This window comes from Nocardia sp. NPDC050435, from assembly GCF_040655395.1.
Lineage (GTDB): Bacteria > Actinomycetota > Actinomycetes > Mycobacteriales > Mycobacteriaceae > Nocardia.
On the sequence record NZ_JBFAJW010000005.1, the window covers coordinates 34,861 to 55,586 of the forward strand.

The following is a 20,726-nucleotide window of genomic DNA, read 5'->3' on the forward strand; positions in this document are numbered from 1 at the left end:
AAAGGAGGTGTGACATGCCCAAGGCATGGAGTGACAAGCGCGAACGTCAGTACCAGCACATCAAGGACTCGGAGAAGAAGCAGGGCGCGAGCACCGAACGCGCCGAGGAGATCGCCGCGCGCACGGTGAACAAGAATCGCGCGCAATCCGGCGAGTCCAGAACCGCGAGCCGCACCTCGACGCGGGACATGTCCCCGCAGCGGCGCGGCGGCCTGCGCTCGGGCACCAAGCGCCCGAAGGGGCCGACCCGGGACCAGCTCTACAACGAAGCCAAGCAGCGCAATATCAAGGGCCGTTCCTCGATGACCAAGGGAGAACTCGCCGACGCCCTCGGCAAGTAGACGGGGGAGTGTCGTTGGACAACGTGACCAAGCGGCTCGCCACGGTGGCCGCGGAGAGCGGGCTGAGCATCGCCGTCGCGGAATCGCTGACCGCCGGCAATTTGGCCGCCGCCCTGGGCGCGGCTCCCGGGGCCGGTGACTGGTTCCGCGGCGGCATCGTCGCCTACTCCCGCGCGGTCAAACACGATCTGCTGAAGGTTCCGCCTGGGCCCGTCGTCTGCGAGGCCGCCGCGCGGGCGATGGCCGACGGCGTCCGCAGTCTGCTCGAGGCCGACCTCGCGGTGGCCGTCACCGGCGCGGGTGGTCCGGACCCGCAGGACCGCGAGCCGCCGGGTTCGGTCTGGTTCGCGGTGGCGACGGTGGACGGCACCGTCGCCACGCACCGGCAGTTCGACGGCCCGCCCGAGCAGGTGCTCGAGCACACCGTCGATCACGCGCTCGCATTGCTGCTCGCCGCCGCGCAGGGGCGTTGACGCGTCTGGCTGCCGCGCGTTCAGGCGTTTTCGGCGGTCTGCCGAGCGAGATCGGGCGCGGCCTCGGCCAAGGGAAGTGTCCCGTTGGCGACGGCGTTGGCGGTGGCCAGATCGAGGGTGAGTTCCTCGGCGGGGCCGGGCGCGGGGCCGTCGTGGTGGCTGATCCCGGCGGCATCGATGACCACGTGAAAGGTGGTCTCGCCGATCCGCACCGTGACGGTTCCGGTGCCGACGCGGTCCGCGAGCGCGCGCCCCAGCGGCAGTGCCAGCCAGTGCGCGCGCACCGCGTCGGTGGGGCGGCGGTCGCCGAGTAGCGGTGTGCCCCAGCGCGAGAGCGCTTCGAGCACGGGGCGCAGTGTCGAGCCCTCGGCGGTCAGCTCGTAGGCGGACGTCGCGCGCGGCCCGATCCGGTGCCGGCTCAGGATGCCGTCGCGTTCGAGATCCTTGAGCCGGGCCGCCAGCACATCGGTGCTGATGCCGGGCAGGTCGGCGAACAGGTCGCTGTAGCGTCTCGGGCCGGACAGGAGTTCGCGGACGATCAGCAGACTCCAGCGATCGCCGATGACCTCGAGGGCCCGGCTGGCGGCACAGTAGTGGTCGTAGCTTCGGCGCGGCACTCCCTCACTGTAGTCATCTGCTTGGAATTTCCAAGTGACTACTTGGAAATTCCAAGTACAGTGTGCGGAGGTCATCGCGAGAAGGGACGTTCATGCAGATCAGGCAGTCGAGCAAGTTGGCGGGTGTGTCCTACGAGATCCGCGGTCCGGTCGCGGAGCACGCGGCCCGGCTGGAGGCCGAAGGGCACCACGTGGTGAAACTGAACACCGGCAACCCGCAGCCCTTCGGGTTCGAGGCGCCGCCGGAGATCCTGCAGGACATGGTCCGCAACCTGCCGCTGTCCAGCGGCTATTCGTCTTCGAAGGGCCTGCTCTCGGCGCGGCGCGCGGTCGTGCAGTACTACCAGACCCTGGGCGTCGACGGCGTGGATGTCGAGGACGTCTTCCTCGGCAACGGCGTCTCCGAGCTGATCATGATGGCGATGACCGCGCTGCTGGAGAACGGTGACGAAGTTCTCGTGCCCGCACCGGATTTCCCGCTGTGGACGGCGGCGACCACGCTCAACGGCGGCCGGCCCGTGCACTACCTCTGCGACGAGGCGGCCGACTGGTTCCCGGACGTCGCCGACATCGAGTCCAAGATCACCGACCGCACCCGCGCCATCGTGCTGATCAATCCGAACAACCCCACGGGCGCGGTCTATTCGCCGGAGGTGCTGCGCGAGGTGCTCGAGGTGGCGCGCCGCCACGATCTGATCGTGTTCTCCGACGAGATCTACGACAAGATCCTCTACGACGATCTCACCCACACCGCCACGGCCTCGCTGGCCCCCGATCTGCTGTGCTTGACCTTCTCCGGTTTGTCGAAGTCCTACCGCTGCGCCGGTTTCCGGTCCGGCTGGCTGGTGGTGTCGGGGCCGATCCAGCACGCGCAGAACTATCTCGAGGGCCTGACTATGCTCGCCGGTCTGCGGCTGTGCGCGAATGTGCCCGCGCAACAAGCGATTCAGGCCGCGCTCGGTGGCTACCAGAGCATCGAGGAGCTGCGGATGCCCGGCGGACGGCTGCGCGAGCAGCGGGACCGCGCCCACGAGGCGCTCGCGGCGATCCCGGGCATCACCTGCGTCAAACCCCGGGGCGCCCTGTACGCCTTCCCGCGAATCGACCTCGACATGTACCCGATCCACGACGACGAGCGCTTCGTGCTGGATCTGCTGCTGCAGGAGAAGCTGCACATCGTGCAGGGCACCGGCTTCAATTGGCCGCGCCCCGACCACTTCCGGATCGTCACCCTCCCGCACGCCGACGAACTCGAGGCCATCATCGAGCGCATCGGCCGGTTCCTGGCCACCTATCGGCAATAACCGTTTCCCGTTCCTGCCCGCCTGATCCGCGGGAGTGTCGAATTCGCCGCTCGCATTGGTGAAGGGGATCTAGAATCAGTGCAGACCCGCGCCGTTCGCGCGCGGGTGAGTCCACATCGCACGAAACCCGGGTGGCCGGGCGTCCGGACGGGCTAGCGTATGCACAAGGTTTGCGGGCGGCGATTGCGGCGGTGATGGGATGTACAGCGATACTCAACTGAGCCAGCCGCATACCTCGCGTGTCTACGATTATTTTCTCGGCGGCAAAGACAACTACGAGGTAGACCGGCGGGCGGCGGCGGAAATTCTCCAGGTGTGGCCGCATATTCGCACCGCTGCCCGGGTCAATCGACGATTCATGCACCGCAGCACGCGATTTCTCGCCGAAGCCGGGGTCCGGCAATTTCTCGATATCGGCACCGGGATCCCCACCGAACCCAATCTGCATCAGATCGCGCAGCAGACCGCCGCGGACTGCCGGGTGGTCTACGTCGACAACGATCCGCTGGTCCTGGCCCACGCGCGCGCGTTGATGACCGGTGCGGGGAAAGGGGAAATCGCCTATATCGAGGGCGATGTCACCGACCCGGCCGCCATTCTCGCCTCTCTGAATCGCCTCGGCGTCCTCGATTTGAACGAACCGGTCGGTTTAAGCATGCTGGCCCTCCTGCATTTCGTCGAGCACGGCGTCGACGAGATCCTCTCGGATTTCCTCGACGCCCTCGCCCCCGGCTCCTACCTGGCGATCTGCACCATCACCGCCGATTTCGCCCCCGAACAGGTCATCGCCGCCCAAGAGGTCTACCGGGTCCGAAAGCTCCCGGCCCAGGCCCGCTCTCGCGCCGAAGTCGCCGGCTGGTTCGCCGAACTCGACCTCGTCGAGCCGGGCGTCGTCCCCCCACACCGCTGGCGCAGCACCGAAATCTCCACCTTCCCCCCGTCCTACGACGCCAAAATCTCCTGCTGGTCCGCAGTAGGCCGCAAACCCTGACCCCGCTCACTCCGCGACCTTCGAGGCCAATCCCGGTGTCTCGGCCGCCATCCGCTGCACATAGGCGACCGCGTCGCCGACACTGCGCAGGCTCGCCAGGTCCTCGTCCGGGATCTTCGCCCCGTACTTGTCCTCGAGCTGCACAGCGATCTCGACCAGCGACAGCGAGTCGATCTCCAGGTCGTCGACAAAGAGCTTCTCGCTCGTCACCTCGGCGGCCTCGATGCCCGTCACCTCCTCGACGATCTCCGCGATACCGGCGACGATTGCTTCCTGCGTGATAGCCACGAATTACCCTTCTCGGTGTAAATCTCTGTCCCAGTGGGCCGCTCGCCCGCACACGGAAGTGAGTGCGGACCGCGGTGCCAGTACGCTAGGACCTCCACCGGGGTGGAGGTTCAACAGCTTGTGACAGACAACACACAGTCCGGTGCGTCGGTGAGCATCGGCGAATTGGCGCGCAGCACCGGCGTGGCGGTGCGCACGATCCGGTTCTATTGCGACGAAGGCATTCTGGATTCGCATCGCAGCGTGGGCGGCCACCGGCTGTTCGAGGCCGAAAGCGCCACCGCGCGATTACTTCTCGTGCGCCGTTTGCGCGCGCTCGGTCTCGGATTGGAGTCCATCGCCGCGGTGCTACGCGGAGAACGATCGATGGCCGAAGTCCTCGACGCCGAAAGCGCCCGCCTCGACGATGAATTCAGGACCCTTGCCTGGCGACGCGCATCCGTGCGCGCACTCGGGTCCGCGAGCTCGAGGCAACGCGCAGACCGCCTGGCATTGCTTGCCGCCGCGCAGGACGGTGGGGCCATGCACGACGGCCTGATTCGGTTCTGGCGAAGGGTCCTCGCCCCGATCCCGCGAGACGACATCGATCGGTGGGTGGGCTGGAACGTCCCCGAACCGCCCGCCACCCCCTCCGCCGCCGACGTCGTCGCCTACGCGGAACTGGCCGCCTTGGCCGCCGCGCCCGGAACCGGAACTCTGGTGCGCCATCAGTATTGGCGAACGTGTCCGGAGCTGATCCGCGATCCACGGACGCTTTACGCTGAGGTGGGTGACGCGGCGGTGGCTGTGGTGCCGCTCGTGGCGGACGGTGTCCAACCGTACGCCGGCCCCGAACTCGATCGCTTCGTCGACGCCCACGCCATCGCCCGCCGAACCCGCGACTCACCACATTTCCGTGCGCAATTACTCGCCGGGGCAACGGATGCCGATCCTCGGATCTACCGATACTGGGCGCTGACCCGCCACTTCCTCGGTACTCGCGTCACGGTCGGGCAGGCCCACGATTGGCTCTTCAACGCGCTGGCCGGTGCTGTGGCCGCTGGAGAGTGAAGGCGACGTCGAGGGTGCCGATCCGTCGACCGGCATGGTCGCGATCGTTGCTATGTTGAGGCGTGATCACCTGTGTCGTGGAGTACGTGATCGATGCCCGCCAGATCGATGCGTTCGAGCGTTTCGCTCAACGCTGGATGGAACTCGTCGATCGTCACGGCGGCACGCATCACGGCTATTTTCTCCCCGCCGAAGGCGCGAGCGACAAGGCCCTCGCCCTGTTCAGCTTCGACAGCCTCGCCGCCTACGAGCAATACCGCACGCTCTTCGGTTCAGACCCCGACTTCATCGCCGCGGATCGCATCCGGGACGAGAGCGGCTGCGTGCTCCGCTACGAGCGGACCTTCATGCGTCCGTTGCTGCCGGGTAGCGGCGAGGCGTAAGTTGCCCATCGGCGGATCTACGCATCTCGTTTGAAAGAGCAGAGAAACACAACGAACGGTAGGGCGAGGGCCGCCAGGGCGAGCAGTACCGGCCCCGGCCCCGCGCGGTCGATCAGCGTGCCGACGGAAACGAGAGCCAGCATTCGGACGGTTGCGGTCACGGCGGTGCCGGCACTGAACACTTTGCCGCGCAGGGCATCCGGTGTGATGCGCTGACGGATCGATGCCACCACGACGAACCCCAGTGCCGAGGATCCATCGACCACCAGCACCGTCGCCGCAAGCCACAGGGGTCTGTCGAACAGCGCGAGCGCCGCGACCGCGCCACCGTTCACCGACATCACCGCCGCCAGCAGGACGGGCCACCGTGGGGTGTCGCAGAAACGCGCGAGCACGAAGCTGCTGAGGAGGCCGCCGAGGCCCGCCGCGGACACGATGAGTCCGGTCGCGAGTGGGGTGAGGTGCAACTCCCGCTCCGCGCGGACGAGCAGCGGCAGAAAGGTCACCGCCGCGAGTAGATGCTGGTAGCAGGCGCAGGCGAGCAGCACCGTCTGCGCGCGATTCGCGCGCACCAGCCGCAGCCCGGCGAGCACGGACCTGTCGCCATCCGGCCCCTCGGGGGTGGGGATGCCGACCGGCAGCCGGGCCAGCAGAGCGGCCGAAGCGACGAAGCTGGCGGCGTTCGTCAGCAACGCCGCCAACGGCCCCAGCGATTGCAGTAGCCAGCCGCCGACCGCTGGACCGGTCAGGGTCGCCGCGGCATCGGTCCCCTCGACCAACCCGTTGGTACGCACCAGTTCTCGATCCGTGACCAGGCTCGGAAGGTAGCTGCTCGCCGCCGTGTGAAACACCGCGTCGCCGGCGCCGGCTACCAGCGCGAGCAACACCAGCGGCACCAACCTGGCCCCGCCGAGTACCAGTTCCATGCCGATCCCGAGGAAGACGGCTGCCCGTGCCAGGTCCGCGAGCACCATGAGGTGCTTGCGCTCTCGTCGATCCACCAGAACGCCGACCTGGAGGGCACCCAGTATTTGCGGGAGCTGGAGGGCGGCGCCGACGGTGCCCGCTGTCGTCGCGGAACCGGAGGTCGCGAGCACCGCGAGTGGGAGCACGAGATCGGTGACGCGGTCACCGAAGATGCTCAGCGCGCGGGCGAGGAGGAAGTGCGGAAGCGCGCGTGAACTCATAACCGACTGTGCTCCAGCGTCTTCGGTGGGATCGGGATCGACATGGAGCGGTCCCGCCTGAAACGGTAGGGTCGCGTGTCGGCGCCCGGTGGACGGCGTTCGCATGGAGGCAACGCATTCCGGAGGCAGCCTGATGTCCACCGATGACAACCGGGTTCGCGCGCTCGGCCGTGAGCTCATCGAAACCCACGACTGGTTGCGTGGCGAACTCGAGCGGATCGCTCGCGAGCTGGACGAGCACGGAGGAACTGGAGCGGGCGGGACACCGCGCGAATTGCGCGGTCATTGCCTGGCTTTCTGCCGTGCCCTCACCAACCATCACACGAACGAGGACGAGGCGGCGTTTCCCGTTCTCGCCCAGCGGTTTCCGGAGCTGGCCCCGGTGCTCGGTGAGCGCGCCGCCGATCACCTGCTGGTGGCCGACATCCTGACGAGGATGACCGACCTGCTGACCGAGGTCACCGCGGCGAACCTGGCCGCGGTGCGCAACGAGATCCAGGGTTTGTCGGCCATCCTCGAATCACTTCCAGTGGGAAGAACGCCGGATCACGGCTGCCCTGGACGAGCTTTCCGCTGCCGACCACGACGGGCGGGAGTTGTTCGGCGTGCTGAGTCGCGAGTCGCGCGCGGATCGCGCCTAGATTCCGGCGTGGGCGCTCAGCAGCGCGTGGTCATCCTGACGTCCGGCCACGGCGGACGGCGCAACAGCGCGCCGGTCACGAAGGCCGCGGCCACCAGGCCGGTGACCGTGCCGACGGTGGCCGCGATCAGCGAGCAGCGGGCCTTCAGCAACCCGATTCGATCCTCGGTGGCCTTCCATGTCACCTCGGTGCCGTGCACGACGAATATCCCGACCGGGCGGGCCTCGTTGTCGCCGAAGGCCGATACCGTGATGATCGTGGCACCCTCGGGTGTCTGGTAGGGCTCCCCGTAAGCCAGCGTCTGCCCGCTGGAAATTTCTCGCACCGTCACAGCATCCCCTCGGTTTCTCGGACCGTCGCCACCAACTTACCGCCACGCAGCGGTGTAGACGGGCCAGCGTTCGGCGGCGAGTGAAAGCAGTTGGGAGCTGAGCAGTTCCAGGAGTTCCGCGAGCGCCTCCGGCGCGCCCTCGGCGCGGAGGTGGCCGGCGGCGAGCGCGTCGACGATCGTCGTCCGGCCGCCGGCGAGCGCGGCGGCGGTGGCCGAGTCGGCGCGCAGGATCGCGTCGGCGGCGGTGTCGCTCGTGCCCGCGACCACGTCGACTCTTCCCTGCTGGACGCGCAGGCGGGCGACGCTGTCATCGATGCGGAACTCGTACTCGGCGTCGGGGTTCGGCAGCGGCGTGCCGTCCAGACGATCGGCCAGGAAGACCAGCGCCCACTCGGCGCGGAAGCTCTCCTCGGGGGAGCGGGGCGAGCCCATGAAATGCCGGGTGCCCCACAGTGCGAGCGGCACCATGGCGCGGGCGAGTTCGTGGCCGCGCGAGGTCAGTTCGTACACGACGGAGGCGACGGGCGGATCGAGGAGCCGCCGCTGCGCCACCCCTTCGGCCTCGAGTTGTTTGACCCGGGTCGCCAGCAGGCTGGTGCCGATGCCGGGCAGGGCGGCGGCGAGGTCGGAGTACCGCTTGGGCCCCGACATCAGCTCGCGCACGATCAGCAGCGTCCAGCGTTCCCCGACTATGTCCAGCGCGTGCGCCAAACCGCAGAACTGGTCATAGGAACGTCGCGTCATGGCGTCAGCCTAACAGTGAGAGAAGATGTTTCAGCATCGCACTTCAAAATAATGAGTGCACTTCAAAAAGTTATGTTACGGTGGCGGCAAGGCAGTTCAGGGTCGGAGGGGTGAGGAAACCGTTATGGCACAGAATGATTCGTCGTCAGAGGTAGTCGACTGCGGCGACCGGGCCGAGTTCGTCGAGTTCTTCCGGGAGGGCATGGCCAAGGGGGAGCGGGACGCGTTCATCGCGCACTTCCTCCCGCGTATCACGGCGGCGAGTGAGCAGCGTCAGCCGCTGTCGCGCAGCGGAAGAGGTCAGGCCGGGTTCCAGCGCATGTTCACCGGCGTGTTCGCGGTCGTGCCCGATCTGCACGGCGTCGTGCATCGCTGGGGTCCGACCGAGGACGGGGTGCTCATCGAGTTCACCCTCGCCGGCACCCTGGCGGGTCAGCCGATCGCGGTCGACATCGTGGACCGAATCGTGTTGCGCGCGGGCAACTTCGTCAGCAACGACACCTATTTCGACCCGATGCCGCTGCTCCCGCGGCTGCTCGCGCACCCGCTCCTCGCCACACGACTGCTGCTTCCGCGTTTTCGTCGCTCGCGCCAGGAGGCCGAGGCCGCGCCGCCGGGCAACGCGTTGAACCTGCTGGCGTTGGGACGGCTGGCCCTCGCGATCGTCTCGCTCACCGCCCCGCGGCGGTTCGGCAGGCTCGTCGGCGTGCGGCCCACACCCGAAACGACCTACCTGACCCGCATCTACGGCGCGCGAGCGCTGGCCATGGGCGCGGCCTACCTGACCAGCGGCGCGCAGGAGCGCGCGCGATGGAAGAGATTCGCTCTGGCAGTGGACATCTCCGACACCGTCGCGGGTCTCACCCACCTGGCCCGGCGCGATGTCCCGATCCGGGCGGCACTGATCATGGTCGCGCTCACCGGTTCCTACGCGGCGATCGAGGTCGCGGCGGCACGGCGATGATCGCCAGAACGCTGATCGTCGGAGCCAGCGGCTACAACGGGTCGAACCTCGCGCGCCGATTGGCGTTGGGCGGCCACATGGTTCGCGGGCTCGTTCGTGACCGAACCCGGGCCGTCCCCGGTCTCGACGACGTCGTCACGGGAGATGTCGTCACAGGATCCGGATTGGATCGTGCTCTGGACGGAATCGATGTCGCGTTCTACTTCGTGCACGCGCTCGACAGTGCCGAGGAAACCGACGAACGGGATGTCCGGGCGGCGCATCGGTTCGTGCGCGCGGCGACGGCGTCCGGGCTGGCGCGCGCGGTCTTCTGCACGATGCTCGCGCCCCCGCCCGGTGCGGAAGTCCCTCGCTATCAACGCAATCGGCTCGCGGTCGAACGAATTCTCCGGGCAGGTCTGCCGGGTATGTCGGCGCTGCGGGCGGGCATGGTTCTGGGCCCCGGTTCGCGCGCGCCGCTACCGTATCTGCGGCTGGTCCAACGCGCGCCGGTGCTCCCGCTGGGGCCGTGGCGCACGAACCGCGTCGCTGTGCTCGATGCGCCGACGGCGACCGAATGTCTCTACCGCGTGGGAACTCGGGACGAATTCGCGGGCCGATCGGTGGACGCGCCCGCCTCGGCCCAGCCGACGCACGAGGAACTCGTCCGAGGGCTGATCGACGTCCTGGGCCTGCATCGCCGGCGAATGATCGTCCGAACCCCCTTCGACAGCGCGCGAGTCGACGCCCGGCTCATAGCGACGCTCACCGGTCAATCCTACGAATTCTGCCGATATCTGCTCAGCGGCAACCGATTCGACTACATAGTCGATCCCGCACGCGCCGCACCGTTCGACGACATCACCCCGGCTCCGCTGCGTGACTGTCTGCTGGCCGTCGCTGCCGCGCCACCGGACGCATTCCGAAATCCGTCCCGTTTCCCTCGGACAGTCGAGCGATGAACGATCATCCGTCGACCCGGGCCGCATGCTGACGGCCTACCCGGTCTTCGGCGGGCTCCGCGCGCGACAGTGACGCAGACTCGCCCGAAACGAGTGCGGCGATTGATCGAACATACGTTCTATCGTGCGGTAGGCTGCGTCGCGTGAACACACATTCGACCGCGCTCGCGCCGGATGAGCGGGCCGCAGGATGGCCGGACCTGGCCGATGTCGACTTGCTGCGCATTCTCGTCGAGACCGAACGCCGCCGCAGGCGGCTGGATGCCGCCATGCGCGCGGCCGTCGCCGAAGCCGAGCGCCGCGGGCTCGCCGCGGACACCGGCTATCGGGACACCGTGGAGTTGCTGACCGATCTGCTGCGGATCAGCGCGCACGAAGCGCGGCGGCGGATCGAATACGCGGCTCCGCAGGTTCGGGCCCGCTCCCGCAAGGTGTGGCGGGTGCTGGCGGCCGCGAGCTGAGCGCTCAACTCCCGAGGGTCAGCACGACGAGCGGAACCGCACGGTCGACCTTGGATTGGAAGTCCGCCAGCAGCGGGTTGTTGGCCATTACCCAGCCCGCGAATTCGTCGTACTCCGCACCTTCGAGCACCCGGCCGGACGCCTGGTAGGTCTTGTCCCGGAGTTCGACGGTGACCTGCGGATTCGCCTTGATGTTGTACCACCAGGCGGGGTACTTGTCCTCGATGAACGAGCTCACGTACAGGGTGTCACCCCGGTAGAGCGGACCCAGCGGCGTCGTGTGCCGCTTTCCGCTCTTGGCTCCGGTGGTGGTGAGCAGGATGAGATCCCCGCCCGCGTAGGCGCCGCCCACCTTGCCCGAGTTCGCCCGGAACTCCTCGATCACGTCGTCGTTCCAGTTGGCGATGCCGCCCTCCTGGTCCCACGCCTGGTTCCACGGCGCGTCGGGATCGTTGTAGTCGGTGATGTCGGCCTGTGCCGGGGTCGTTTCGCTCATGATTCGAGTATGTCCGGCAGATAGGACAGTTGCGGTCCTAATTCACCCGGGAATTCGGAACGCACGGCGATAGGCGCCCGGCGTGGTGCCGACCTGGTCGCGGAAGCGGCGGCGGAGATTGACCGCTGACGCGAGCCCCACGCGGCCGGCGATCGCGTCGACGGAGAGGTCGGTCTGTTCCAGCAGCCGGCGCGCCTCGGCGACGCGGCGGGCCAGCAGCCACGCACCGGGGCTTGTGCCGAGTTGCTCGGCGAAGCGCCGGGCCAGGGTACGCGAGGAGACATTGAGGTGGGCGGCCATGTCGCCGACCGACACGGGAGTATCCAGGCGCGCGGTGATCCACTCGAGCAGGCCGTCGAGCGCGTCCCCGGGCGGTGGGGCGGGGGCGTACTGCGCCTGGCCGCCTTCGCGGTGCGGCGGCAGCACCATGTGCCGGGCGAGCAGGGCGGCGTGCGCGGCGCCGTGATCGCGGCGCACCAGGTGCAGGCACAGGTCGATGCCCGCGCCCGCCCCGGCACTGGTGGCGACATCGCCGTGATCGATATAGAGCACGTCCGGTTCGACTCGGATGCCGGGGAATTCGCGCGCCAGCTGCTCGGCGCGCGCCCAGTGCGTAGTCGCCGAGCGGCCGTCGAGCAGGCCCGTGCGGGCCAGCGCGAACACACCGGAGCAGATCGTGACCAGCCGCGCGCCCCGGGCGTGGGCGCGCAGCAACGCGCGCCGCACCCGCGGCGGCAGCGGCGCCTCCACCGGCGACCAGCCCGGAATGAGCACGGTGTCCGCGGCCGCGAGTGCCGACAGCCCGCGCGGCACGGACATCGCGTACCCGGCCGTGGTCGGGACCGGGCCGGGCGTCTCGGTGCACACCTCGAACTCGTAGTGCTGCGGGATCCCGTCCCGAAGCGTCCCGAAAACCTCGACGGCACAGCCGAGTTCGAAGGTCGGCTGCACGGGCCGGACCAGCGCCACCACTCGATGCATGGCAGAAAAGTACCCTATGGTGTCTTTCCCGACACTGTCCGGCGTGCGCGGCGTGCGGCAGCGTGGCAACCATGCATCCCGAAATCCTGGCCCAGCCGGGCTACACCTCCGCGTCCGTCGCCGAATCCCCGGTCCGCGAACTCTTTCCCGGAATCCGGCTGCGCCCCCTGTGGCGCGGCCCCTCCGGCGCGCACGCCAACGTGCTCGAGATGGATCCGGGCAGCACCTGGCCGCGCCGGGATGTCCACGAGCCGGGCCCGGAGGAGGTCTACGTCGTCGCGGGCACCTTCCACGACGGCGCCCGCGACTACCCGCCGGGCACCTTCCTGCACGCCCCGGCCGGCACCTGGCACCTGCCCGCGAGCCGGACCGGCTGCACCCTGTTCCTCTTCTATCCCGAGGGCTGAGCCCCTAACCTGCTGTGGCGCTCTCCAATTCGATCAGGGAGATCTCCAGGTGGTCGAGCAAGCCGTCGAGCTCGGGCACGGCGTCGCGGCATCCGACGATGCCGAAGTCGATCGTGTCCATGGTGCTGGAGATGGTGAAGTTCAGCGCCAGCCCATCGAGCACGATCGACATCGGATAGTTCGCCGCGAGCCGAGCCCCGTTCCAGTACAACGGTTTCGACGGGCCCGGAACATTGGAGATCACGATGTTCACCGGCGCGGTGGCCACCGCCGGGGCCGAGAGGGGCAGCAGCGTCAGGGCGATGGGGCTGAGCATCAGTGCCGAGAAAGCCATGGACTGCACCGGGGACAATGCCGAGTGCACGGCTTTGGCGTTCCGCATCGAGGTGATGACGCGGTCCATGCGCACGGCGGGATCGGCGACATCGGTGGCGATGTCGCACAGCGCGGCCGCCACCCGGTTACCGCCGGTGTCGCCGCCGTCGCCGGCACGCAGCGAAACGGGCACCATCGCGATCAGCGGGCGGTCGGGCAGGGCGTCGCGCCCGAGGAGATAGCGGCGGAGCGCGCCGCTGATCATGGCGATCAGAACGTCGTTCACGGTGCTTCCGGTGGCCTTGCGGATCGATGTCATGCGGTCCAGCGGCCACGAGCGGGCGGCGCAGTGCCGGGCGGTGTGCACGGGAACGTTGAACATCGAGGACGGTGTGTCGAATGGCGTCGAAACCCTGCTCTGCCACAACGCTTTCGAGATCTGACCGGTCAGCCCGGGCGTGAATCGTAGCGCCGTGGCGAGTCCGCGCCGCAAGCCGATCCCATCCGTGTCGTGCTTCGCGCGCTGGCTTCGCGAATGCCACCACCCGCGCACGTCGGGGCAGGCCGGATCCGCGTTGAGATTGCGAATAATGTTGCGCTGCGCGGATATTCCGTCGAATGCGGCATGGTGCCACTTGATGTAGACCGCGAACCGGCCGTCGCGGAGCCCGTCGATGACGTACACCCGCCACAGCGGACGGGAACGATCCAGCAGCGCGCTCTGCAGATCCGAGATCAGCTCCAGCAGTTCCCGGTGATCGCCCGCACCGGGCAGGGTCCGGCGGCGCACGTGGTAGGCCAGCTCGATCTCGGGGGCGGTCTCCCATCGGACCTTGTCCGCGAGGAACGCCCGCGCCGGATGCTTGCGGAAGGTGCGGTGCACCTCCGTGTCGGCGAGAAGTCGCCGGTGCAGGTCGGCGACGAAATCCGGTCCGCCGCCGATTGGAGGCTCGAACAGCTGCAAGGTCGCGAAGTGCATCGGTTTCGTGCGAGCTTCGGCGAGGAGGAATAGGGAATCGAGCGGTGCGATCAGTTCCATCGGTGCGGTCTCTCGGCTCGGCGTTTCACGATTGCGGGCGGTACAGACAGAGCGTGAGATGGCTGGGCCGGGCCGGATCCAGGAGAATCCGCTGGGTTCCCCGGATCCGGCGCAGGCCCGGCGGGACGACGTGCCGCGGAAAGCTCGCCCGCCGGACCGCGACCCGGAGGCGATCCCCGGCGTCGAGGACCGCCTCCACCGCGTTGAGTGCGATGTCGAGTTCGTGCGGTTCGCCGGGACGTACCTCCTGCACGGACTCGGCGGTGAGCGGATGGCGCGGCTCGATGAGCTCGCCGTCGGCGTAGCGGCTGTCGTCGGTGTCGAGGGCGCGTAGGGAGGAGCGCAACGCGCCGTGGGCGAGCCCGGAGGAGGCGCCGGCGCTGTCCACCCGGGATACGGTCGCCACCCACAGCGCCTCGTGGCCGGTGGTGTCGACGACCAGGTGCAGGCTCATCGGGCCGGAGATGATCGTCCGGGCGGCGAAGGGCACCGTGGTGAAAGTGGCCGCTGATTTCTCCTCGCCGCGCTGGTCGACGGTAGCGCGGCCGAACGCGGTGATCAGGCCGCCGGTGGCGATCGCGGCATTGTCCGAGGTCAGGTGGAAACCGTTGTCGCGCAGTGTGATCGGTCTACCGACCATCGGCGCCGCGGTGCTGAGCGCTCCGTCGTATCCGGAATGCGCTGCGCTGCCGCCGATGTCGCCGGTCAGGTAGAACCGGGCCGGCTGGGCCTGCGGCGGCGGGAACTCCGCCTGCGCGATCCACTCGCCGTTGAGCTGCCCCAGGACGATCGGCCCGTAGTGCTCGATGCCGTTGCTTTCGTTCTCGACCCAGCGGTTGAACCAGGCGCACTGCAACTCGTCGAGGCCGGGCGGGTTGCCCGGTGCGCCGAGCGCGGAGCCGGGGGTGAAATGGTAGCTGTCCTCGACGAGGACCTGTTTGCGACCGGGCGGCAGGTCGAGGCGGGTGTAGAGACGCAGTGGCGAGTGGTTGAAGATGTCGTGCCAGCCGCCGACCAGGAAGGTGGGCACCTCGATCGCCTCCAGGTCGGGCCACCGCTCGGCCCACTTCTCGTTGCGGTACAGATCCGGGTCGTCGTCGCGCAGATACCCGGGCAGGACGCGATCCAGCCAGGCCAGCGGCGCGGACAGGCGATCGCGCAGGAAACCGGTCAGCGTGGAATCCCGCAGCAGCACCGGAAGCGGCGGAAGGAACTTGGCGGCGGTGATGACCGAGGTCCACGCGAGGGTGAACGGCGACGGAACGCCACCGGCATAGGCGATTTCGCGGTCGGCGTTCTCGGCCCCCTCGATCGCGAACACCGCCTTCAAGCCGGCGGGGCGCAGGCCGGCGGCGGTGAGCGCGGCCATCGCGTGATAGGAGATGCCGGCCAGCGCGAAATCGCCGCGACACCAGTGCTGGTCGCGCACCCAGTCGATCACTTCGAGGTAGTCGCGCTGCTCGTCGATTCCGAGGAACTTCCACTCGCCCGTGGAGGCGCCGGTGCCGCGCACGTCGACCAGGACGTAGACATACCCGCGGCTGACCAGTGTGTGGTTGGCCGCCGCGGCGTCCGGTGTGCCGCCGGCGAGGGTGCGCAGCAGGCGGCCGAGGCCGGCGGACTCGCCGGCGCCGAGCCGGCCCGCCGCTCGGCCCAACGCGCGGACCACGCGCGACTCCGCCAGTTCCACGAGCCATTTGTTGTAGACCGTGAAGGTGATCACGGCGGGGCGCGGGGCGGCGGTCGGTCCGGCCTGGTCTCCGGGGTGCGCGATGTCGGCGTAGAGCACGGTGCCGTCGCTCATGGGAATGGGAATGTTTCGAAATCGGTGAATATGGGAATACTTGGGCGGGCCGATATCGAATCGAATTGTGGGACCCGGTTTCGTGGCGGCATTCTCGCTTGTTTTCGATAAATCATCGGCCACGGTCTTCTCCTGGGCGCAGGCGGTAATTCGGTGCAAGCAGGAATGGTCGAGCAAAACGCCGGGCAGCACGGCAAGCGGCTCTCGGTGCGCGGCGAATGGTGATGCAGAGGTGCTATTCGAACTGGTCAGGCCAGCCTAGCATGACCTTGCTGCGGTCGATAGTCCCTCTCGCGCAATGGTTTTGATGCGAGTCGTTCCGAAATCCACACACGGCGAGAGTGCATTTTTCTTTACACATGAACGACTCCTGTGTTTCCTTCTATTTCGAGCTTTCGAGGTATGAAGATGAAAACGCACCCGCTTCGGCGCGCGGCGGGGGCGGCGGGTAACGTCGGCCGGCGTTCGAGGCAGTTCCCGCTGTACACGTCGTCTGCAGAAGGAGTTCCGTGAGCACGTCCGCGCGTTCGGTGAATCTCGACCGTCGTAGTTTCCTGGTCGGTCTGGGCCTGCTGCCCGCGCTGGCGGCCTGTGAGCGGACCGAGGCGCCCAAACGGCTGACCGGGGTGGATCTGGCGGGCTCGGATCCGGGCATCGCGCCGCGCACCGATCTGTACCGCTACGTCAACGGCAAGTGGCTCGGGGAGTATCGGTTGCCGCCGGACAAGGCGTCCTACGGGACCTTCGCCGAGGTGTCCGATCGCACCGAGGCGCAGTTGCGCGACCTGGTCGAGGCGATTCGCCATCCGGCGGCGGGCAGCGAGGCGCAGCAGGTGCGCGACCTCTATGACGCGGTGCTGGACACGCGCGCCCTCGAGGCGAAGGGGATGACGCCGCTGGCGGACCTGTTCGCCGGCATCGATGCCGCCGCCTCGAAAGCCGATCTCGCCCAGGTGATGGGCGGGCTGCCGCTGGCGGGGCTGATCGGGCTCGACGTCGGCCCCGACCCGAAGAACTCCGCCGCGAACATCGCGACGATCTCTCAGTCGGGTATCGGCCTGGGGGAGGAGTACTACCGCAAGCCCGAGGCCGCCGAACAACTCGCGGCGTATCGCGCCTTCCTCGAACGTGCCGCCACGGCGGCCGGTTTCGCCGACCCGGTGCCGCTGGCGCACCGGGTCCTGGACCTGGAAACCCGGATCGCGGCGCTGTTCTGGGACAACGTGCGCGAGCGCGATCCGAACGCCACCTACAACCCGCGCAGCTGGGCCGAACTCGTCGGCACCGCACCGGGATTCGACTGGGACCGCTGGCTGGCGGGTCGCACCGACCGGCCCCGGGAGCTGTTCGGTCAGGTGGTGCTGCGCGAGCCGTCGTTCGTGACCGGCGCCGCGCAGCTGTGGCAGGACGTCGACCTCGCCCTCTGGCGTGAGTATCTGAAGCTCGGCCTGGTGCGCGTCTTCGCGCAGTATCTGCCCGCCGATCTCGCCACGGCCTACTTCGACTTCTTCGGCAAGGTGCTCGAAGGAGCCCAGCAGCAGCCGGAGCGCTGGAAGACCGCGCTCGCCACCGTCAACGACTATCTCGGCGACCAGCTCGGAAAGATCTATGTCGCACGGTATTTCCCGGCCGAGTCCAAGCAGCGGGTGCAGGACATGGTGGCCGATCTGCTCGCCGCCTACCGGCTCGACTTCGAGCGGTCGGAATGGATGTCACCGGCCACCCGGGCCGCCGCCCTCGTGAAGCTGAACAAGATCACCCCCAAACTCGGCTATCCCGACACCTGGCCGGACTACTCGGGGCTGCGCGTCACCCGTGGTGAACTGGTCGAATCCTTGCGCGCCGCACTCGCTTTCCGCGACCGGCGCATGCTGGACCGGCTCGGCAAGCCGGTCGACAAGTCCGAATGGGTGATGCCCCCGCAGACGGTGAACGCCTACTACAACCCGAACGCGAACGAAATCGTCTTCCCCGCCGCCATTCTGCAGCCGCCGTTCTTCGACACCGACGCCGAACCGGCGGTGAACTACGGCGCCGGCGGCGCGGTGATCGGCCACGAGATCGGGCACGGATTCGACGACGAGGGCTCCCGCTACGACGGTGACGGCAACCTGAAGGACTGGTGGACCCCCGAGGACCGCGCGGCGTTCGACGCCAAGACCGACCAGCTGATCCAGCAGTACAGCGCGCTGGTACCCGAGGGCCTGCCCGCCGGCGCGCACGTGAACGGCGCGCTGACGGTGGGGGAGAACCTCGCCGATCTGCACGGTCTGCAGATCGCCTTGGCCGCGGTCCGATTGGCCGCCGAGCGCGACGGCGTCACGCCCGCGCTGCGCACGGTCTTCGAATCCTGGGGCCGGACCTGGCGCACCAAGACCACACCGGAGTCGCTGCGGGCACAGATCGCCACCGATCCGCACTCGCCCGCCGAATTCCGGTGCAACCAGACCGTGCGCAATCTCGCCGAGTTCTACGAGACCTTCGAGGTCCGGGACAGCGACGCGATGTGGCTGCCGCCGGACCAGCGGGTCACGCTCTGAGTGTCGTTCGAGCTCAGGCGATGCCGGCCGTGAGCGGGAGTTCGGTCACCGAGGTGCCGACGTGCAGGGTGAACGCGCCGGGTTCGACGGCCCAGCCCGTTTCGGTCCAGTGCTCGAACGCGCGAGCCGGCAGTTCCAGCGTCACCGTCTCGGAGGCCCCGGGTTCGACGGTGACGCCACGGAATCCGGCCAGCCAGCGCACCGGGCGTTCGACCTCGCTGTCTTCCCGCGAAAGGTAGGCCTGGAGCACCTGCCGCCCCGCGCGGTCGCCGGTATTGGTGACCGTGACGGTGGCGGTGCGCCCGGTGATGCTCAGATCGCTCAGCTCCCAGGTGGTGTAGCCGAGACCGTGCCCGAACGGATAGGCCGGTGCCACTTCGTTTTTCAGCCAGGCCCGGTAGCCGACGTGGATGCCCTCGGAATAGCGCAGTGCGCCCGCGGCGTCCGGGGTGGTGTTCAGCACCGGCACGTCGTCGATGCGCGCGGGCCAGGTGGTGGGCAGGCGGCCGCCGGGTTCGGCGGCGCCGGTCAGCACGTCGGCGAGCGCGGCGCCGAACTCCTGCCCGGGGAACCAGGACAGCAGCACCGCCGCCACGTCGTCGCGCCACGGAAGCTCGACGGGCGCACCGGAATTCACCACGACGATGGTGCGTGGATTGACGGCCGCGACGGCGGCGACCAGTTCGTCCTGACGGCCCGGCAGCCGCAGGTCCGTGCGGTCGAAGCCCTCGGATTCGATCTGCTCGGTGGTACCGACCACGATCACCGCGGCATCGGCCTTACGGGCCGCGTCGACCGCGGCGGCGAATTCCTCCTCCTCGGAGCGCTGCGGCCGGGTGACGCCGAAGGTGAGCCCGAGAACGACGCCGAGCCCCGGAATCGCCGGCGGCGTCGCCACCGTGATGCGCACCTCGACCTCCTGACCGTCCGCCAGGGCGCGGGTGACCGAACGTTGCGGCGGATAGAGGATCGCGCCGACCGGGTCGGTGCCCTCGAAGGTGATGGTCTCGGAAATGGCGGTCTCGCCGTCGAGTTCGAGCCGGGCCTCGCCCAGCGTCCCGACCCCGATCTGCCAGTCGCCCGCGACGTCCGCGCGCAGGCGGGCGCGGATCTCGATGGCGCCGGCCTCGGCGGCCTTCTTGTCGCCGAAGAGCATGAGGTTGCCCGCGGTGCGGTGCTGGGTGTCCAGGACGGTGTCGCCGTCCAGGTACCGCAGCGACAGGCCGGGTGTGCCGGTCTCCGGGTCGGTCACCAGCTCCAGCGGCACCGGGACCAGCTTCTCGGCCAGCCGGACCCCGGGTGTATGCGTCACGGAGAGAACGGCTTCCAGCCCCTCGAGCGGGGTGGTGGTGTGCGCCGGGATGACGGTGGCGCTGCCGCCACCCATGAACCGCGGCAGCGCGGCATGCGGGCCCAGCAGCGCGATCTCGGTCCGCGGTGCGAGCGGCAGCACGCCGTCGTTGCGCACCAGCACCATGCCCGCGGCGGCCGCCCGGCGCACGAGTTCCTGCGCCTGGGCGTCACTGAATTCCGGTGCGGGCGTGGGCTCGCCGTCCAGCGCACCGACCCTGATCGCGAAACGCAGGATTCGGCGGACCTTTTCGTCGATGGCGGATTCCGGCACCTCGCCCTGACGAACGGCTTCCTCCAGCGGCGCGCCCCACAGCATCGGCGGCCCGGGCATCGCGAGGTCGGTGCCCTTGGCGGCGCCCGCGGTGGAGCGCACGGCGGTCCAGTCCGAGACCACGACGCCGTCGAAACCCCAGCTGCCCTTGAGCGGTTCGTCGAGCAGCCGGTTCTCGGTCATGGTGACGCCGTGCACCGAGTTGTAGGCGTCCATGACCATCCACGCCCCGGCCTGCACGCTGCGCTCGAACGGATACAGGTACAACTCGCGCAGCGTGCGGTCGTCGGCCTGGATGTCGACGGTGAAGCGGTCGGTCTCGGAATCGTTGGCCACGTAGTGTTTCGGGCAGGCGCTCACGCCGTGCGCCTGCACCGAGGTGACGTAGGCGGCCGACATCTCGGCCGTGAGCACCGGATCCTCGGAGAAGCATTCGAAATGCCTGCCGCCCAGCGGGGATCGGTGCAGATTGATGGTCGGCCCCAGCACCGCGTAAACACCCTTGCGCCGGGCCTCGTGCGCGATGAGCGCACCGATCTCGGCCAGCAGTTCCGGATCCCAGCTCGCCGCCACGGCGGTGCCCGAGGGCAGGCTCACCGACGGGTCACGCTCGTCCCAGTGCTCGCCGCGCACACCCGAGGGGCCGTCCGAGACCGGCATCTCGGCCAGGCCGAGGGCTGGGTCCCCCGCCATCCGGAACATGCCCGACCCCGAGATCAGCCGGAGCTTCCCCGGTAGGTCGAGCTTCGCGAGCAGTTCTTCGATGCGGTCGTCCATGCTGCTGTCCTCTCAGAAAGTCGGATG

21 protein-coding genes are annotated in these 20,726 nt (G+C 68.6%); 12 read left to right on the forward strand and 9 right to left on the reverse strand.

Going from position 1 to position 20,726, the window contains the following annotated elements; genetic code table 11:
• Positions 1-14: 14 nt before the first annotated feature.
• Positions 15-341, forward strand: coding sequence for a plasmid stabilization protein (locus AB0I43_RS16085; RefSeq protein ID WP_356979593.1), 327 nt, complete (start codon positions 15-17; stop codon positions 339-341).
• Positions 342-355: 14 nt separating this feature from the next.
• Positions 356-814, forward strand: a complete 459-nt coding sequence (locus AB0I43_RS16090) for a CinA family protein (RefSeq protein ID WP_356979592.1) — start codon at positions 356-358, stop codon at positions 812-814.
• Positions 815-834: 20 nt separating this feature from the next.
• Here AB0I43_RS16090 and AB0I43_RS16095 read toward each other — a convergent pair whose 3' ends face one another.
• The gene (locus AB0I43_RS16095) at positions 835-1,431 is read right to left on the reverse strand and encodes a helix-turn-helix domain-containing protein (RefSeq protein ID WP_356979591.1); all 597 of its coding nucleotides are present in this window, start codon (positions 1,429-1,431) and stop codon (positions 835-837) included.
• 92 nt (positions 1,432-1,523) lie between these two features.
• On the opposite strand from AB0I43_RS16095, the gene AB0I43_RS16100 reads away from it, so the two are divergent.
• Both AB0I43_RS16100 and AB0I43_RS16105 read left to right on the forward strand, forming a co-directional pair.
• Positions 1,524-2,735 (forward strand): pyridoxal phosphate-dependent aminotransferase, encoded by a 1,212-nt coding sequence (locus tag AB0I43_RS16100; protein WP_356979589.1) that lies wholly within the window; start codon positions 1,524-1,526, stop codon positions 2,733-2,735.
• 199 nt (positions 2,736-2,934) lie between these two features.
• Positions 2,935-3,726, forward strand: a complete 792-nt coding sequence (locus tag AB0I43_RS16105; protein WP_356979588.1) for an SAM-dependent methyltransferase — start codon at positions 2,935-2,937, stop codon at positions 3,724-3,726.
• A gap of 6 nt (positions 3,727-3,732) precedes the next feature.
• Here AB0I43_RS16105 and acpM read toward each other — a convergent pair whose 3' ends face one another.
• On the reverse strand, positions 3,733-4,014 hold the full coding sequence (acpM, locus tag AB0I43_RS16110) for a meromycolate extension acyl carrier protein AcpM (protein WP_356979587.1): 282 nt from the start codon (positions 4,012-4,014) through the stop codon (positions 3,733-3,735).
• 150 nt (positions 4,015-4,164) lie between these two features.
• Between acpM and AB0I43_RS16115 the strand changes: the two genes are divergently transcribed.
• Positions 4,165-5,064: a MerR family transcriptional regulator gene (locus AB0I43_RS16115; protein WP_356979586.1), complete on the forward strand. Its 900-nt coding sequence runs from the start codon at positions 4,165-4,167 to the stop codon at positions 5,062-5,064.
• A 77-nt stretch (positions 5,065-5,141) separates the two neighbouring features.
• On the forward strand, positions 5,142-5,447 hold the full coding sequence (locus AB0I43_RS16120) for an NIPSNAP family protein (protein WP_356979585.1): 306 nt from the start codon (positions 5,142-5,144) through the stop codon (positions 5,445-5,447).
• Positions 5,448-5,464: 17 nt separating this feature from the next.
• Here AB0I43_RS16120 and AB0I43_RS16125 read toward each other — a convergent pair whose 3' ends face one another.
• On the reverse strand, positions 5,465-6,775 hold the full coding sequence (locus AB0I43_RS16125) for an MFS transporter (RefSeq protein WP_356979584.1): 1,311 nt from the start codon (positions 6,773-6,775) through the stop codon (positions 5,465-5,467).
• Between AB0I43_RS16125 and AB0I43_RS16130 the strand changes: the two genes are divergently transcribed.
• A complete protein-coding gene (locus AB0I43_RS16130; protein WP_356979583.1) occupies positions 6,768-7,556 on the forward strand; it encodes a hemerythrin domain-containing protein in 789 nt (262 codons plus the stop codon). The two genes, AB0I43_RS16125 and AB0I43_RS16130, sit on opposite strands and share 8 nt — an antisense overlap.
• Before the next feature lie 86 nt (positions 7,557-7,642).
• Here AB0I43_RS16130 and AB0I43_RS16135 read toward each other — a convergent pair whose 3' ends face one another.
• Positions 7,643-8,350, reverse strand: coding sequence for a helix-turn-helix domain-containing protein (locus tag AB0I43_RS16135; RefSeq protein ID WP_356979581.1), 708 nt, complete (start codon positions 8,348-8,350; stop codon positions 7,643-7,645).
• A 124-nt stretch (positions 8,351-8,474) separates the two neighbouring features.
• Here AB0I43_RS16135 and AB0I43_RS16140 point away from each other — a divergent pair, with 124 nt between their 5' ends.
• From AB0I43_RS16140 to AB0I43_RS16150, 3 genes are all read left to right on the forward strand, one after another.
• Complete coding sequence (locus tag AB0I43_RS16140; protein ID WP_357432326.1) at positions 8,475-9,314, forward strand: nuclear transport factor 2 family protein; 840 nt, start codon at positions 8,475-8,477, stop codon at positions 9,312-9,314.
• Positions 9,311-10,255 carry an NAD(P)H-binding protein gene (locus AB0I43_RS16145; protein ID WP_357432328.1) on the forward strand — a complete coding sequence of 315 codons (945 nt, stop codon included), beginning with the start codon at positions 9,311-9,313 and terminating at the stop codon, positions 10,253-10,255. The genes AB0I43_RS16140 and AB0I43_RS16145 overlap by 4 nt, the downstream gene beginning before the upstream one ends.
• A gap of 143 nt (positions 10,256-10,398) precedes the next feature.
• Complete coding sequence (locus AB0I43_RS16150; protein ID WP_356979576.1) at positions 10,399-10,716, forward strand: DUF222 domain-containing protein; 318 nt, start codon at positions 10,399-10,401, stop codon at positions 10,714-10,716.
• 4 nt (positions 10,717-10,720) lie between these two features.
• Here the strand turns inward: AB0I43_RS16150 and AB0I43_RS16155 are convergent, their stop codons facing one another.
• Together AB0I43_RS16155 and AB0I43_RS16160 are read right to left on the reverse strand one after the other, a co-directional pair.
• Entirely contained in the window at positions 10,721-11,212 is a 492-nt protein-coding gene (locus AB0I43_RS16155) for a nitroreductase/quinone reductase family protein (RefSeq protein ID WP_357432330.1), read from the reverse strand.
• 42 nt (positions 11,213-11,254) lie between these two features.
• A complete protein-coding gene (locus tag AB0I43_RS16160) occupies positions 11,255-12,193 on the reverse strand; it encodes a helix-turn-helix domain-containing protein (protein ID WP_357432332.1) in 939 nt (312 codons plus the stop codon).
• A 71-nt stretch (positions 12,194-12,264) separates the two neighbouring features.
• On the opposite strand from AB0I43_RS16160, the gene AB0I43_RS16165 reads away from it, so the two are divergent.
• Entirely contained in the window at positions 12,265-12,600 is a 336-nt protein-coding gene (locus AB0I43_RS16165; RefSeq protein ID WP_357432334.1) for a cupin domain-containing protein, read from the forward strand.
• Positions 12,601-12,604: 4 nt separating this feature from the next.
• Here AB0I43_RS16165 and AB0I43_RS16170 read toward each other — a convergent pair whose 3' ends face one another.
• Both AB0I43_RS16170 and AB0I43_RS16175 read right to left on the reverse strand, forming a co-directional pair.
• Positions 12,605-13,954, reverse strand: coding sequence for a wax ester/triacylglycerol synthase family O-acyltransferase (locus AB0I43_RS16170; RefSeq protein WP_357432336.1), 1,350 nt, complete (start codon positions 13,952-13,954; stop codon positions 12,605-12,607).
• 25 nt (positions 13,955-13,979) lie between these two features.
• The gene (locus AB0I43_RS16175) at positions 13,980-15,758 is read right to left on the reverse strand and encodes a CocE/NonD family hydrolase (protein WP_357432338.1); all 1,779 of its coding nucleotides are present in this window, start codon (positions 15,756-15,758) and stop codon (positions 13,980-13,982) included.
• A gap of 509 nt (positions 15,759-16,267) precedes the next feature.
• Here AB0I43_RS16175 and AB0I43_RS16180 point away from each other — a divergent pair.
• Positions 16,268-18,298 (forward strand): M13 family metallopeptidase, encoded by a 2,031-nt coding sequence (locus tag AB0I43_RS16180; RefSeq protein ID WP_357432340.1) that lies wholly within the window; start codon positions 16,268-16,270, stop codon positions 18,296-18,298.
• 13 nt (positions 18,299-18,311) lie between these two features.
• On the opposite strand, the gene AB0I43_RS16185 is transcribed toward AB0I43_RS16180, so the two are convergent.
• A complete protein-coding gene (locus AB0I43_RS16185; protein ID WP_357432342.1) occupies positions 18,312-20,699 on the reverse strand; it encodes a glycoside hydrolase family 3 C-terminal domain-containing protein in 2,388 nt (795 codons plus the stop codon).
• Positions 20,700-20,726 lie beyond the last annotated feature (27 nt).